This window comes from Microbacterium schleiferi, from assembly GCF_015565955.1.
Lineage (GTDB): Bacteria > Actinomycetota > Actinomycetes > Actinomycetales > Microbacteriaceae > Microbacterium > Microbacterium schleiferi_A.
In genome coordinates, this window is sequence record NZ_CP064760.1 from 2,615,186 (window position 1) to 2,629,351 (window position 14,166).

General features: G+C 66.8%; 14 protein-coding genes, 1 tRNA gene and 1 pseudogene. 5 read left to right on the forward strand and 11 right to left on the reverse strand.

What is annotated here, in order from left to right; all coding sequences use genetic code 11:
• Positions 1-35 precede the first annotated feature (35 nt).
• From IT882_RS12685 to IT882_RS12695, 3 genes are all read left to right on the forward strand, one after another.
• Complete coding sequence (locus IT882_RS12685) at positions 36-1,760, forward strand: MDR family MFS transporter (RefSeq protein WP_195692150.1); 1,725 nt, start codon at positions 36-38, stop codon at positions 1,758-1,760.
• Positions 1,757-2,242 carry a MarR family winged helix-turn-helix transcriptional regulator gene (locus IT882_RS12690; protein WP_195692151.1) on the forward strand — a complete coding sequence of 162 codons (486 nt, stop codon included), beginning with the start codon at positions 1,757-1,759 and terminating at the stop codon, positions 2,240-2,242. The genes IT882_RS12685 and IT882_RS12690 overlap by 4 nt, the downstream gene beginning before the upstream one ends.
• Before the next feature lie 165 nt (positions 2,243-2,407).
• Positions 2,408-3,439, forward strand: coding sequence for an NADP-dependent oxidoreductase (locus tag IT882_RS12695; protein ID WP_195692152.1), 1,032 nt, complete (start codon positions 2,408-2,410; stop codon positions 3,437-3,439).
• Here the strand turns inward: IT882_RS12695 and IT882_RS12700 are convergent.
• Entirely contained in the window at positions 3,426-4,361 is a 936-nt protein-coding gene (locus tag IT882_RS12700; protein WP_195692153.1) for a LysR family transcriptional regulator ArgP, read from the reverse strand. The two genes, IT882_RS12695 and IT882_RS12700, sit on opposite strands and share 14 nt — an antisense overlap.
• A 71-nt stretch (positions 4,362-4,432) precedes the next feature.
• Between IT882_RS12700 and IT882_RS12705 the strand changes: the two genes are divergently transcribed.
• The gene (locus IT882_RS12705) at positions 4,433-5,101 is read left to right on the forward strand and encodes a LysE/ArgO family amino acid transporter (RefSeq protein ID WP_195692154.1); all 669 of its coding nucleotides are present in this window, start codon (positions 4,433-4,435) and stop codon (positions 5,099-5,101) included.
• A gap of 50 nt (positions 5,102-5,151) precedes the next feature.
• Here IT882_RS12705 and rplA read toward each other — a convergent pair whose 3' ends face one another.
• From rplA to gabT, 10 genes and pseudogenes are all read right to left on the reverse strand, one after another.
• Positions 5,152-5,844 carry a 50S ribosomal protein L1 gene (gene rplA / locus IT882_RS12710; RefSeq protein ID WP_195692155.1) on the reverse strand — a complete coding sequence of 231 codons (693 nt, stop codon included), beginning with the start codon at positions 5,842-5,844 and terminating at the stop codon, positions 5,152-5,154.
• A gap of 14 nt (positions 5,845-5,858) precedes the next feature.
• Positions 5,859-6,290 (reverse strand): 50S ribosomal protein L11, encoded by a 432-nt coding sequence (gene rplK, locus IT882_RS12715; protein ID WP_195692156.1) that lies wholly within the window; start codon positions 6,288-6,290, stop codon positions 5,859-5,861.
• 117 nt (positions 6,291-6,407) lie between these two features.
• A complete protein-coding gene (gene nusG / locus IT882_RS12720) occupies positions 6,408-7,436 on the reverse strand; it encodes a transcription termination/antitermination protein NusG (protein WP_195692157.1) in 1,029 nt (342 codons plus the stop codon).
• A 69-nt stretch (positions 7,437-7,505) separates the two neighbouring features.
• Entirely contained in the window at positions 7,506-7,769 is a 264-nt protein-coding gene (gene secE, locus IT882_RS12725; RefSeq protein WP_195692158.1) for a preprotein translocase subunit SecE, read from the reverse strand.
• Positions 7,770-7,814: 45 nt separating this feature from the next.
• Positions 7,815-7,887, reverse strand: a tRNA-Trp gene (locus IT882_RS12730).
• A gap of 152 nt (positions 7,888-8,039) precedes the next feature.
• Positions 8,040-8,522 (reverse strand): hypothetical protein, encoded by a 483-nt coding sequence (locus tag IT882_RS12735; RefSeq protein ID WP_195692159.1) that lies wholly within the window; start codon positions 8,520-8,522, stop codon positions 8,040-8,042.
• Positions 8,519-8,902, reverse strand: coding sequence for a hypothetical protein (locus IT882_RS12740; protein WP_195692160.1), 384 nt, complete (start codon positions 8,900-8,902; stop codon positions 8,519-8,521). Before IT882_RS12740 ends, IT882_RS12735 begins: the two co-directional genes overlap by 4 nt.
• 483 nt (positions 8,903-9,385) lie before the next feature.
• The gene (locus IT882_RS12745) at positions 9,386-9,826 is read right to left on the reverse strand and encodes a pyridoxamine 5'-phosphate oxidase family protein (RefSeq protein WP_229382121.1); all 441 of its coding nucleotides are present in this window, start codon (positions 9,824-9,826) and stop codon (positions 9,386-9,388) included.
• A gap of 86 nt (positions 9,827-9,912) precedes the next feature.
• A pseudogene (locus IT882_RS12750) lies at positions 9,913-11,276 on the reverse strand (NAD-dependent succinate-semialdehyde dehydrogenase).
• 38 nt (positions 11,277-11,314) lie between these two features.
• Entirely contained in the window at positions 11,315-12,670 is a 1,356-nt protein-coding gene (gabT, locus tag IT882_RS12755; protein ID WP_195692161.1) for a 4-aminobutyrate--2-oxoglutarate transaminase, read from the reverse strand.
• A gap of 111 nt (positions 12,671-12,781) precedes the next feature.
• On the opposite strand from gabT, the gene IT882_RS12760 reads away from it, so the two are divergent.
• Entirely contained in the window at positions 12,782-14,152 is a 1,371-nt protein-coding gene (locus IT882_RS12760) for an NAD(P)/FAD-dependent oxidoreductase (RefSeq protein ID WP_195692162.1), read from the forward strand.
• Positions 14,153-14,166 lie beyond the last annotated feature (14 nt).

Here is a 14,166-nt window from a genome sequence, read left to right on the forward strand (position 1 = left end):
AGCGCAGCCGCATCTCCGTCGTTGTGAAGGCACCCATGGCATCCTCCTCTTCCCCCGCGCCCGCCGCGCTCACCGAGTCCGGCATGACGCACCGACAGGTTCTCGAGGCTCTCTCGGGCCTGCTCCTCGGCATGTTCGTGTCGATGCTGGCATCGACCGTCGTCTCCACCTCGCTCCCCGTGATCATCCACGACCTGGGCGGCGACCAAGCAGCGTTCACCTGGGTCGTCACCGCGACCCTGCTCACCACAGCGATCTCGACACCGGTCTGGGGAAAGCTCGCCGACCTGGTCAACCGCAAGTTGCTGTTCCAGCTGGCGATCGGCATCTTCGTCGTCGCAACCGCTGCGGCAGGGTTCGCCCAGAACCCCGAGTGGCTCATCGCCATGCGCGCGGTGCAGGGCCTCGGCGCCGGCGGTCTTGCGGCACTCAGCCAGGTCATCATGGCCGACATCATCAGCCCGCGCGAACGCGGACGCTACATGGGTCTGTTCGGCGCGGTCATGGCGCTGGCGACAATCGGCGGGCCTCTCGTGGGAGGCCTCATCACCGACAGCCTCGGCTGGCGGTGGAACTTCTACGTCGCGCTCCCGTTTGCCATCGCCGCCCTGATCATCGTGCAGCGCACACTTCATCTGAAGCCGTTCACGGCTCGCAAGGTGTCGATCGACTACGTCGGGATCATCCTTCTTTCCACCGCGGTGTCGTTGCTGCTCATCTGGGTGACACTCGCCGGCGACTCCTTCGACTGGTGGAGCATTCCCACCCTCCTCATGGTCGGCGGCGCCATCGTCGCCGCGGCGCTGTTCATCCTCGTCGAGCTCCGCTCTCGCGAGCCGCTGGTTCCCCTGTCGATGTTCCGCAACCGGACCTTCACCCTCGCCGTCCTCGCCTCGATCGCGACCGGTATCGCGATGTTCGGTGCGTCAGTGTTCCTGAGCCAGTACATGCAGTTGGCCAGGGGCGCGACTCCCACCCAGGCGGGCCTCATGACGATCCCGATGATCGGCGGGCTCCTCGTCGCGTCGGTGGGCGTGGGACAACTCATCACCCGTTTCGGCCACTGGAAGCCCTACCTCATCGGCGGCGGTGTGTCCCTGATCGCAGGATCGTGGCTGCTCACGACCATCCACTACGACACCAACTTCGCGCTCGTGTCGGTGTACATGTTCCTGCTGGGCGCGGGCGTCGGCATGACGATGCAGAACCTCGTGCTGATCGTGCAGAACACGACGGAGCCCACCAAGATCGGCGTCGCAAGTTCCGGGGTCACCTTCTTCCGCAGCCTCGGCGGCAGTATCGGCGTCTCGGTTATGGGTGCGGCGCTCGCGAGTCAGGTCACTGACCTCCTGGGCGGACGCAAGGCTGACATCACGGCAGCCTTGGCCACGCTGGGCGATCAGGCACCGACGTGGGCTCAACAGCTGCAGTCGGGCTCGCTCCCCCAGGTTTCCGCCATGCCGGATGCGCTGCGCGTCATCTTCGAAGACGTCTATGCCCAGGGGATCTCGCATTCCTTCCTGATCCTCGTCCCGTTCGCGATCATGAGCCTTATCGCTATCGTGTTCCTGCCAAACGTTCCTCTCACCCGGATGACGAACCGCGAAAGACTGGAAGCGGGCGAAGCCGACCTGGCTACCGTGTCAGTGAGCGAAGGCATGGACACACTCACGGCGACGGCCGCGTCTCCGGTGGATTCCGACCGCCACCGCCACTCGGATGAGTCCCGCGCGGCTTCCCGCCCGGAGTCGCCACGGTGAGCGAGACTGACGCACCCGAACCGGTCGACGCCGAGGCCCGCGATCACCGCGCGGCTGTCGACCGGCTCGAGGGCGCCATCGCTGAACTCATCTCACGCATCCGGCGCTTCTATGCCCAGATCGCTGACGAGGTGAGCCCCGGGATGCTGCCCGGGACGTTCAAGCTCCTCGCGACGATCGGTCGCATCGGACCCACGACGTCCTCTGCCCTCGCGCACCGACTCACCGCCGACAAGGGCATGATCAGCCGGCAGATCACCGACCTGGAAAAACTCGGCCTCATCGAGCGCACCGCAGATCCTGACGACCGTCGCTCGCGGCTGATCTCCCTCACCCCGCGCGGGCGGGAGCGTTTGGATGCTGCACGAGGACCCTACGAGCAGATGCTCTCCCAGACTCTCGCGGAGTGGCCTACTGCGTCGATAGATCAACTCACCGACCTGCTCACCGCCTTCGCGTCGGGCGAGATCCCCCAGCGCTGACGAGCGGGTCTTATCGGTCCGGTGACACCGGCGTAACACGAGCGAGACAATCGCGCGATTGACTGAGAACACCTCGCGGAGGGCGGGGTTCCACTGGTCGTCATGTGCCACATCGATGCCGATGTGCACGGTCCGCTGACGACGAATTCGCGGAAGGAGCGACCGATGCGATTCCGGCCGCTACGCCCATCCCCGGAAACCCGGGCATTCTCGACGGAACCGTCGCAGGTCCCCGAGGTGATGCGGGCGATCACCGTCGCGCAGTGGGGTGCTCCCCGTGTTCTGACCGAAGCCAGCGTTCCCGTGCCGCGCCCGGTTCTCAGCGAGGTCCTGGTGCGGGTCGTCGCGGCCGGGGTGAACCCGATCGACGCCAAAACCCGGGCGGGCAAGGGGCTCGCTCCCGCCGTCGACGCGCTGCCGGAGATTCTCGGTTTCGACTTCAGCGGCGTCGTGGTCGAGTCGCCCTTCGAGACGCATCCGTTCCCCGTCGGCACTGAGGTGTTCGGCATGGCCGGTTTCCCCCGAACCCCGGGAAGCTACGCCGAGTACGTCGTCGCACCGACCCTGTCGATCGCGCGTAAGCCTGCCTCGCTCTCGCACGTCGAGGCGGCGGGCGTTCCGGTTGCAGCGCTCACAGCCTGGGGCCTGGTCGTCGAGACCGCTCATGCCCACGAAGGGCAGCGCATCCTCATCCACGCCGGTAGCGGGGGTGTGGGGCACTTCGCCGTGCAGTTCGCGGCCTACTTCGGAGCTCACGTGACCGCGACGGCATCCGGAGCCAACGCTCCGTGGCTCCGTGACCTCGGCGCCTCGGTCGTCATCGACCACACCTCGACGCGCTTCGAAGAGGTCGTGAACGATATGGATGTCGTCATCGACCTCGTGGGCAACGTGACGGACTCGATCGGCTCGCGATCGATGTCGGTGCTGCGCCCCGGCGGGATCTACATCCTGGTGCCCACGGGATCGTGGCCGGACTATCAGGAGGCTGCGGCAGCGGCCGGCGTGCGTGCGACCAGCTACAAGGTGATTCCGGAAGGCGCGACCCTGGCGACGATCGCCCGCCTGCTGGATTCCCGGTCGATCCAGGTGTACATCGACCACGTCCTGGATCTGTCCGATGCGGCAAAAGCTCACAGCGACATCGAGGGCGGACACACCCGCGGCAAGATCGTCCTGCGCGTCAGCGACGACTGACGCTGGGCTCGGGCCGAAGCACGCGACGGCCCTCCTCGACGATCTCGGCGGCAACCGCGTCCAGCAGGGGCGAGCGCAGGTTCCACTGCTGCCAATACAGCGGAACATCGATCGGCGGACCACCGAGGTGTCTGAGCGCTCCGTGCTCGAGTTCGGCAGCCGACTGGAAGCTCGGAAGCAGCCCCCAGCCGAACCCGAGCTTCACCGCCTGGGCGAAGTCATGGGATGCAGGCACGTAGTGCCGCGGCGCGCGAGAGCCGGAAATCCCCCGCTCTCTGACCCATTTGTCCTGCAGGTCGTCGCGACGATCGAACTGGACGACCGGGGCCGCAGCCAGCGCGACGAGGTCATCGAGCGAGGCGGGAAGGTATCGATCGATGAACGCCGGTGTTGCGACAGCCTCGTACCGCATGACGCCCAGGGCGGTGACGCGACACCCGGCGACGGGCTCCGCGCGGGAGGTCACAGCGCCCATGACGGTGCCGCCCTCCAGGAGAGCCGCCGTGAAGTCCTGGTCATCGCGATGGAGATCGAACACGATCGGATGCCGCGCACTCAGGCGCGCGAGCGGCGTCAGAAACCAGGTGGCGAGCGAGTCAGCATTGACCGCCAGCGGCACCGACACGGGCTCCGGCGCGCCGCTCGTGCTGTCGCCGGCGCTGCTGGCACTGCCGATGCCCGCGAGTGCGTCGTGTTCCAGGACACGTGCTTGACGGGCCAGCCGGATGACCGCATCCCCGGCATCCGTGGGATGAACGGGCTTCGAGCGCACGAGCAGCACACGTCCGACCTCATCTTCGATCGTGCGCAGTCGCTGGCTGACGGCGCTCGGGGTGATCTGCATTCGTCGGGCTGCAGCCTCCAGCGTCCCCTCCTCGGCGATGATCGCCACGGTGTCGGCCAGTTCGAAGTCGATCTTCATATGAAGCAATGCTAATGCTCGAGCAGAATAATGAGCTGGAGTGAATGACGCCCGACAACTAACGTCGAGTCGTGCTCACTCCCCTCCTGGCCGGCCTCGGACTCGGGCTGTCGTTGATCGTCGCGATCGGAGCACAGAACCTCTTCGTGCTCCGCCAGGGGATCCGCCGGGAGCACGTCCTGGCGGTGGTTGTGGTGTGCGCCACCTCGGATGCCATCCTCATCGCGCTCGGCGTCTCGGGAGTCGGGCTCGCCCTCACGGCGTTGCCGTGGCTGGTGACGGCGGTGCGGTGGGCCGGCGCAGCGTTCCTCGGGGGATACGGTCTCCTGGCGGCCAGGCGCGCGTGGCGCCCGTCCGGGGTGCTCGCGGTCACGGACGACCACGCGAACTCCGCCGGCGTTGACACCCGTCCCTCGGCGGGTACCCCGCAGAGCATTGCCGTCGCCCCCACACGGCTAGCGGGGACTGTTCTCACGGTCCTCGCGCTCACGTGGCTCAACCCGCACGTGTACCTCGACACGGTGTTCCTGCTCGGGAGCGTGTCCACCACGTACGGCGATAGCCGCTGGATCTTCGCGCTCGGCGCCGTCATCGCCAGCGTTGTCTGGTTCAGCGTGCTCGGGTTCGGCGCACGATACCTCGGACGCTGGCTCGCGACACCACGGGCATGGCGCATCCTGGACGCGGTCATCGCGGTCGTCATGATCGCCCTGAGCGTGAGCCTCGTCGTCGGCGGATGAACGACAACGGCCCCCGCCGAGGCGGAGGCCGTTGTGCTGGTTCGTCCTGATCAGGCGATGCTGTTCACGTCCAGCGGGATGCCGGGGCCGAACGTCGTCGAGACCGCACCCTTCTGGATGTAGCGACCCTTCGAGCTCGAAGGCTTCAGACGCACGATCTCGTCGAGCGCGGCCTTCAGGTTCTCATCGAGCTGGTCGGCCGAGAACGAGGCCTTGCCGACGACGAAGTGCACGTTGGCGTGCTTGTCGACACGGAACTCGATCTTTCCGCCCTTGATCTCCTCGACCGCCTTGGCAGGGTTCGGAGTGACGGTGCCGGTCTTGGGGTTCGGCATGAGACCGCGGGGACCGAGCACCTTACCGAGGCGCCCGACCTGGCCCATGAGCTCCGGGGTCGACACTGCAGCGTCGAAGGAGGTGTAGCCGCCGGCGACCTTCTCGATCAGCTCGGCGCCGCCGACCTCATCCGCACCGGCAGCGATAGCTGCCTCAGCGGCGGGACCGGTCGCGAACACGATGACGCGCGCGGTCTTTCCCGTGCCGTGGGGCAGGATGACGGTGCCACGCACCATCTGGTCTGCCTTCCGCGGGTCGACCGAGAGCTTGAGGGCGACCTCCACGGTGGAATCGAACTTCTTCGATCCCGTCTCCTTCGCGAGGCTCACCGCTTCGGTGGGCGAATAGAACTTGCCGGCCTCGATCTTCGCGGCGGCTTCGTTGTAGGACTTGGACTTGGTAGCCATGACTCTTCTCCCCCTCAGTCCTCGACCGTGATGCCCATGGAACGGGCGGTGCCGGCGATGATCAGCGAGGCAGCCTCGATGTCGTTCGCGTTCAGGTCGGGCATCTTGGTCTCGGCGATCTGACGCACCTGGTCCTTGGTGAGCTTGCCCACCTTGGCCGTGTGCGGCGTCTTCGAGCCCTTCTGCACGCCCGCAGCCTTCTTGATGAGCTCGGCGGCCGGCGGGGTCTTGAGGATGAACGTGAAGCTGCGGTCCTCGTAGACGGTGATCTCGACGGGGATGACGTTGCCGCGCTGCGACTCGGTCGCGGCGTTGTACGCCTTGCAGAACTCCATGATGTTGACGCCGTGCTGACCGAGCGCGGGCCCGATCGGCGGCGCCGGGTTGGCGGCACCGGCGTTGATCTGAAGCTTGATCAGGCCGGTCACCTTCTTCTTCGGTGCCATGTTTCTTTCCTTTCATCGAGCTGATGCTGTCGGCATCCGCTCTCCCGCAGCCCGGCCGTTCCGGGAGCGGTGGTCTGTGTCGCGCTGAAGCGCGGTGACGCTACTGCTTGGTGACTGTTACTGCTTGGTGACCTGGTCGAAGCTGAGCTCGACCGGGGTCTCGCGCTCGAACAGGGAAACGAGAACCGTGAGCTTGCCGCTCTCGGGCTTGATCTCGCTGATCGAGCCGGGCAGGCCCGCGAACGAGCCTTCCTTGATCGTGATGGTCTCACCGATCTCGAAGTCGACTTCGGTGACGATGCTGCGTGCAACGGGCTGACCCTTGGCTCCGCTGGCGCCGCCCTTGACCGGAGCCGCCTCCTTGACCTCGACGAGGGACTTCAGCATCGTGAAGGCCTCTTCGAAGCGCAGCGGCGTCGGGTTGTGGGCGTTGCCGACGAATCCGGTGACACCCGGGGTGTGACGAACGACCGACCAGGTGTCTTCGTTCAGCTCCATGCGCACGAGCACGTAGCCCGGGATGCGCACGCGGGTGACCATCTTGCGCTGGCCGTTCTTGATCTCGACGACATCTTCCATCGGAACTTCGATCTGGTAGATGTCCTCTTCGACCTCGAGCGTCGACTTGCGCTGCTCGATGTTGGCCTTGACCTTGCGCTCGAAGCCGGCGTACGAGTGGATGACGTACCACTTGCCCGGCAGAGACCGCAGCTCGGCACGGAAGGCCTCGTACGGGTCTTCCTCGGTCTCGTCCTCGTCGGTCTCGTCCTTGTCGGCCTCATCGTCACCGAGTTCGGGCCCGTCGTACGGAGCCACCTCGTCGGCAGCGTGCGCCGCGCGCTCGGCTTCCTCTTCGGCGAGGTCGTCCGTCAGGACCTCGGCAGCGGCCTGTGCCTCTGCCGCCTCGTCGATCTCGAGTGCATCGTTCACGATCGCATCAGCCTCCGGGTCGCTCACCTCGACGTCGTCGTCGTCCGAGTAGTCCACATCGCCGTCCTGATCCTCGATGTGGATCGCGACATGTTCGGCCGCATCGCTCTGGTGCTCTTCACGCGCGAGCTCGTTGCCCTCCTGGGCCTCGTCCTCCTCGGAGGACTGCTCGGCCGAGGGCGCCCAGTCGGCATCGTCGAGAAATCGTTCAGACACGTATTTCGTTCACTTCCATTTGATCGGGCGCGACATAGCCGAAGGCTCCGCGCCGGGAGGACGAACAGATCAGGCGGGAACGCCGAAGACCTGTGTCGTCAGCCACGAGGACACGTAATCCATTCCCCACACGAGAGCCATCATGATGACGACGAACCCGAGCACGACAAGCGTGTACTTGACGAGCTCCTGACGCGTCGGAGTGACGACCTTGCGGAGTTCGGCAAACACCTGACGGATGAACAGGGCGATCCGCGCGAAGACGTTCAGCTTCTTCTCGCGAGGAGCGTTGCCGCCGGCAACGATCTCGCCCTTGGCGTCATCCTGGACCATGTATCCCACCTGGTTGCTTCTGTTGTGCCAGCTTGCGCTGACGCGCAGGGCGGACAGGAATCGAACCTGCAACCTGCGGTTTTGGAGACCGCTGCTCTGCCAATTGAGCTACCGCCCTAAAGGCCCGAAGACCTCGAGGTCTCTACAGTCTTCTGCCGTGACACCGAAGAAGGGAGGCTACCCGATCGCGGGCACGGCGAAAGAATGCAGATTTCTACTGCAGGTCAAGTGTACGGCATGCCCTCCGGGCGGGCGAACCGCCCCCGAGCGTCACGATGCGTCGCGACACGGCGTGAAGGTTGCGATCACGAGAAGTGGCGAGTCATAGGTGACGGTCGCGACGACGCCGTTCTCATCGACCCAGGCGCCATCCCGGCCCGCAATCCCGTCGGCGGCGATGGGCGTCCACTCCTCGGGATCGATCACCGCGGTAACGGCATCGACGAGCGCATCCTCGGCGGCATAGTCTGCCCCCACCGAAACGGAACCGACCGCGACGTACGTTCGCTGTAGCCCGCGTCCCTGGTCGCCGCAGGTCTGCTCGTCTGGGCCCGTCACCTCGAGCGTGCGCAGCACACCCTCCTCGACCCCGTCGGCGGCTGCGACGAGGGCCCGAAACGCTCTCTCGGCATCCGTCTCGAGCTCATCGATGCTGGGACCGGCACAGGCAGCGAGCATCACGGATGCCGACACCAGGCACACGGCGAGCAGTGTCGCTCTCCGCGCCGGTCTCGACCGCCGCTCACCGATCACGGGCGCACCACGCCGCTCACTTCGAACTCTTCCGGTGTCGGGGCGCTCGTGCGCACGCCGAGCGCGGCGAGCTGGTCGACAAACCACCCCTCGTACCAGTCCTCGAGGTCGCACGGCGACGAGGAATTCGCGAACGCGGAGCGGTCGATGCCGTGCTGGTAGACGGCTCGGCAACTGGCATCCGTCTCGAGCGCCCGTTCGTAGTCCTCGTCCGAAACGCCAGCTCGTTCGGCCGCGAGCAGATACGGGAAGTAGTTCTGATACTGGTACCAGTGCATGGCTTCGTGAACGAACATCGGCCAGACCAGCCGTTCGATGCCCGGCTCCCACGCAACGAAGAGCCAGTCGGGGTAGGCGGTCTGGTAGCAGCCGCCGACCACGAGCGTCCGGGGCCATCGTCCTGGCTGGCATAGCCGCAGTTCTCGGCGCCCGCGTCGAAGATCACCTGGACATCGGTCGCTCCGATCGAGTCCAGGAACGCCCGGCCCTGCGGGTCATCTCCGGGGAAGCTCTGTCCGCCGGGATTGGCGACCGCGGGCTGAGGAGCCGCATCCTCGTCCAGCCAGTGCAGGATCCAGGTCGCGTCGGCTTCCCAGGCCGCTGCTGCCTCGACGTACTCCCCTCGGGCTCCGCGGATGTCAGCGGCGAAGGCCCGGTTCTCGGCGAGGACGTCGGCGATGACTCCCGCCTGGGACGCGGTGATCGCGCTGGGTCGACGGTCAGCGGTGAGCCACTCGACCCCGACGACCGCCGTGATTCCGAGCGCGACCGTGAGCGCTCCGGCCAGCACCGGAATCCACAGGCGTGCGGGGTTCACCTCACCATGATCGGGCATCTGACCGGGCGGATGCCTGAGGCCGGACTCAATAGTCGGCGATGCCGTACCGATCCGGCTCCGGTCCGCGGCGAAAGCGACGACCCGACATGGACTCGGCGCGCACGCGGACGTACTGGTACTTCAACGTGGGAAGCCACGGGCGCAGCGGAAGCTCGTCAGCAGCCTCGACCTCTTCTTCGCTCGCGAGCCGATGAGCGCGCCCGCGGACGATCACGCTCCAGGCCATTGTCTCGGTGTAGTGATCGACCTCGAAGAGCACCTCGTCGTTGACGGTGAGCTCGACAAGCTTGCTTCCCTCGGCGGTGCGGAACACGACGCTCTCGCGATCGATCACGTAGTTGACCGGGAAGATGTCCAGGACATCTCCGACCCGGGTGACCAGGCGGCCGAGTTCTTCGCCCGCCAGAAGCTGCCAGCACTCGGCATCGCTGAGAGTGGCGACGACATCGTCCATCATCTCTTCCATGCCCTCATTGTGGGGGCGCGTCGCGGGCGCCGCTAGGGACCCTTGGCCCTGGCGCCGCCCGCGATACGCCGTCAGAGATCTCAGGCTCAGGCGACGCGGATGAGCTTCTTGTTCACGAACTCGTCTGCAGCCAGCAACCCCATCTCGCGCGAGGTACCGGAGCGCTTGACGCCCCCGAAGGGAAGCTCGGGGCTGTCGGCGAGGGCGATGTTGACGTACACCATTCCAGCATCGACGGCATCGGCCACCCGCTCGGCCTGTGCCGGGTCGGTCGTGAAGACGTACGACCCGAGTCCGTAGCTGGTTGCGTTAGCGACCGTGACAGCCTCCGTCTCATCGCCCACCCGGTAGACGACACCCGCAGGACCGAAGAGCTCCTCGCGGTAGATGTCGTTGTCGGCTGACACACCGGTGAGCACCGTCGCGGGGTAGAACGCCCCGTCTCGGGCCCCGCCGAGCTCGACAGTGGCGCCCTGCGCGACGGCACGGTTCACCTGCTCTTCGAGCCGCTCGGCAGCCGCGAGCGACGAGAGCGGTCCGATCACCGTGTCCTCGGCGAACGGATCCCCAGCGGCGCAGCCGCCATGGCGGCCACGAACTTCTCGAGGAACGCGTCGTAGAGCTCGTCGATGATGATGAAGCGCTTGGGCGCATTACAGGATTGCCCGTTGTTGTCGAGCCGCGCATCGACAGCCATCTGCACCGTCGCATCGAGGTCATCGGTGGAGAGCACGATGAAGGGATCCGAGCCACCGAGTTCCAGCGCGACCTTCTTGAGGTTGCGACCAGCGATCTCGGCCACAGCGGCACCCGCGCGCTCCGAACCGGTGACCGAAACTCCCTGCACCCGCGGGTCGGCGATGACTGTCGCTGCCTGCTCGTTAGTCAGGCGCACATCGACGTAGGCCCCCTCCGGGAAGCCGGCATCCCGGTAGATCGCGGCAATCGCCGCTGCCGACTCGGGACACTGCGGGGCGTGCTTGAGCAGGATCGTGTTGCCGATCACGAGGTTCGGGGCCGCGAACCGGGCCACCTGGTAGTAGGGGAAGTTCCAGGGCATGATGCCCAGCAGCACACCCAGCGGCGAACGACGGATGACGGCGGTTCCCTCACCGAGGATGTCGATCGGCGTATCGCCGGTGATCTTCTCGTAGTTGTCGGCGTAATACTCGGTGATGTCGGCCGCGAAGTCGACTTCACCGATGGCCGCCGACAACGGCTTTCCCATCTCGCGCACGATGATCTCGGCCAGTTCGTCGCGCCGTTCGCGGTGCAGCTCCGCCGCGCGGCGCACGAGGGCGGCACGCTCGGCGGCTGTCGAGGTGCGGCCCCAGGTGCGGTACGCCTCCTCGGCCGACGTGATCGCCGCGTCGACCTCGGCATCCGTCGCGGTGGGGTAGGTGGCAAGCGTCTCCCCGGTGGCGGGGTTAACGACGGCGTAGGTACTCATGGGTCCTCCTCGGTCGGCAGCGAACGGTGGTCGGTTGATCACGACGATGTCAGCACGTGCGCCAACACGTCCAGAGCATCATCGAGCAGGTCATCACCGATGACCAGGGGCGGCAGGAAACGAATGACGTTGCCATAGGTCCCGCAGGTGAGCATCAGCACGCCCTCGTCGAGGGCTGCGCGAACAACGCGGGAGGTGAGGGCGGCATCCGGGTCACCGGTGGCGGGGTCGATGAACTCGACAGCCATCATGGCTCCCCTCCCCCGGATGTCGCCCAGGCGCGGGTCGGATGCCTGAATCTCCCGCAGGCGCCCCTCGAGAACCTCACCGATGTGCCGGGCCCGGGCCGACAGATCCTCGGTCTCGTAGACCTCGATGGCGGCGAGCGCGGCGGCGCACGCGACGGGGTTGCCGCCGTAGGTGCCGCCGAGGCCACCCGTGTGCGAGGCATCCATGATCTCGGCTCGACCGGTGACGGCAGCAAGCGGCAGTCCGCCGGCGATCCCCTTGGCGGTCGTGATGAGGTCGGGGACGATACCGAACAGGTCGCTGGCGAACATGGCTCCGGTGCGGGCGAAGCCGGTCTGGATTTCGTCGGCGATCAGGACGACACCGTTGGCGTTCGCCCACTCCTGCAGGGCGGGAAGGAAGCCGTCGGCGGGGACGATGAACCCGCCCTCACCCTGGATGGGTTCGATGATGATCGCCGCGACATCCGTCACGCCGACGTGCTTCTCGATGACACCGATCGCCCTCTTGGCGGCCGCGGCACCGTCGAGCCCGTCGCGATAGGGATAGGACATCGGAGCCCGGTAGATCTCCGGGGCAAACGGCCCAAACCCCGCCTTGTAGGGCATGTGCTTGGCGGTGAGGGCCATCGTCAGGTTGGTCCGGCCATGGTAGCCGTGGTCGAAGGCGACGACGGCCTGACGCCCGGTGTGCTTGCGCGCGATCTTGACCGCGTTCTCGACGGCCTCGGCTCCCGAATTGAACAGCGCAGTCTTCTTGTCGTGCTCGCCCGGAGTGATGCGATTGAGAGCCTCGGCGACGGCGACGTAGGGCTCATACGGCGCGACCATGAAACACGTGTGCGTGAACTGAGCAACCTGCTCCTGGACGGCAGCCACCACGGCGGGGTGCGCGTTGCCGACGGAGGTGACGGCGATGCCCGAGCCCAGGTCGACAATCGAGTTGCCGTCGGCGTCCAGCAGGATGCCTCCGCCTGCAGCCACGATCGACAGCGGAGCCGTGTGCCCCACGCCTGCCGACACGGCAGCAGCCTTGCGCGCCATCAGCTCCTGCGAGCGCGGTCCCGGAATGGGCGTGACTAGACGCCGCTCCTGCGGGAGTGTGGGGCCGCCGAGCGGAACCGTGGGGCTATCGAGTTGGCTCATGTCGTGAGAATAGCTGGACGATCGATCGCGCGCGACCCGCGCGACCTGAACGTCGGAATCCGTCGTCGACTGCCACTGACGCGACGGCTCCCGTCGTGGGAGAATCGTCGGGTGATCAATGGCGACGTGTCGTGGTGGTGGCGAGACCTCGGCGGCACCCCACCCCTGCGCGCGTCGCTTTCCGGCGACCTCGCCGTCGACGTCTGCATCGTCGGCGCCGGCTACACCGGACTGTGGACGGCGTACTACCTCAAGCGGGCACAGCCCGACCTGCGGATCTGCATCGTCGAGCAGAGATTCGCCGGCTTCGGGGCATCCGGTCGCAACGGCGGTTGGCTCACGAACTCCGTGACGGGCGGACGCGCGCAGTACGTCGCTCGTCACGGTCGAGACGCGGCGATCGCTCAGCAACGAGCACTCAATGACACCGTGGACGAGGTCATCGAGGTCGCGCGGCGCGAAGGAATTGGCGCCGACATCGTCAAGGGCGGCGAGCTTGAGATCGCCCGCACGCCGGCGCAGCTCGCCAGGCTCCGGACGACCGCGGCCGAAGAGCTGTCGTGGCCGCACACTGACGTGACAGAACTGGATGCCGCAGCCACGCGCGACCGCGTCGAGGTTGCCGGGGTCCTGGGCGGCCTCTGGCATCCGCACTGCGCCCGCATCCACCCGGCAAAGCTCGCTGCCGGTCTCGCCGACACGGTCGAGCGGTCCGGCGTCACGATCGTCGAGAACACGACGGCTCGGTCCATCGAGCCCGGACGCGTGGAGACGGATCGCGGTACCGTGCGCGCGGATGCCGTCATCCGCGCCACCGAGGGTTTCACGGCGAACCTACGCGGCGAGCACCGCACATGGCTGCCGATGAACTCGTCGATGATCGTCACCGAGCCGCTGCCGAGCGGGGTGTGGGACACGATCGGCTGGGCGGGGAGAGACACCCTCGGCGACGCGGCGCACGTCTACATGTACGCGCAGCGCACCGCGGACGATCGCATCGCGTTCGGCGGCAGAGGGGTTCCGTATCGCTACGGGTCTCGCGTCGACACGGATGGTCGGACGCAGGAGCGCACGATCCGTTCGCTCGCGGGTCTCTTGCACGACTTCTTCCCCGCGACGCGCGGTGTACCTCTCGCCCACGCGTGGGCGGGCGTCCTCGGTGTGCCGCGCGACTGGTCAGCGACCGTCGGTTTCGACCTCGCAACCGGGCTCGGGTGGGCCGGAGGTTACGTCGGGACGGGAGTAACGGCGACGAACCTCGCGGGACGGACCCTGGCTGACCTCGTGCTGCGCCGCGACACCGACCTCGCCCGGCTGCCCTGGGTGGACCATCGCGCCAGGCGCTGGGAAATCGAGCCCCTGCGCTGGAGCGCCGTGAATGCCATCTACACCGCCTACCGCAGCGCCGACCGGATCGAGGCGCGGGGTGGGGCAAGAACGTCGGCGCTCGCCCGGGTCGCCGACCTCATCGCCGGTCGCTGACCTCGACACGTGGC

What these genes read in the sequence shown, in the direction of transcription:
- gabT (WP_195692161.1), bottom strand. Translation starts at nt 12,670, where the DNA reads ATGAGCCAACTCGATAGCCCCACGGTTCCGCTCGGCGGCCCCACACTC.
- IT882_RS12700 (WP_195692153.1), bottom strand. Translation starts at nt 4,361, where the DNA reads ATGAAGATCGACTTCGAACTGGCCGACACCGTGGCGATCATCGCCGAG.
- rplK (WP_195692156.1), bottom strand. Translation starts at nt 6,290, where the DNA reads ATGGCACCGAAGAAGAAGGTGACCGGCCTGATCAAGCTTCAGATCAAC.
- secE (WP_195692158.1), bottom strand. Translation starts at nt 7,769, where the DNA reads ATGGTCCAGGATGACGCCAAGGGCGAGATCGTTGCCGGCGGCAACGCT.
- IT882_RS12685 (WP_195692150.1), top strand. Translation starts at nt 36, where the DNA reads ATGGCATCCTCCTCTTCCCCCGCGCCCGCCGCGCTCACCGAGTCCGGC.
- IT882_RS12745 (WP_229382121.1), bottom strand. Translation starts at nt 9,826, where the DNA reads ATGGAAGAGATGATGGACGATGTCGTCGCCACTCTCAGCGATGCCGAG.
- IT882_RS12695 (WP_195692152.1), top strand. Translation starts at nt 2,408, where the DNA reads ATGCGATTCCGGCCGCTACGCCCATCCCCGGAAACCCGGGCATTCTCG.
- rplA (WP_195692155.1), bottom strand. Translation starts at nt 5,844, where the DNA reads ATGGCTACCAAGTCCAAGTCCTACAACGAAGCCGCCGCGAAGATCGAG.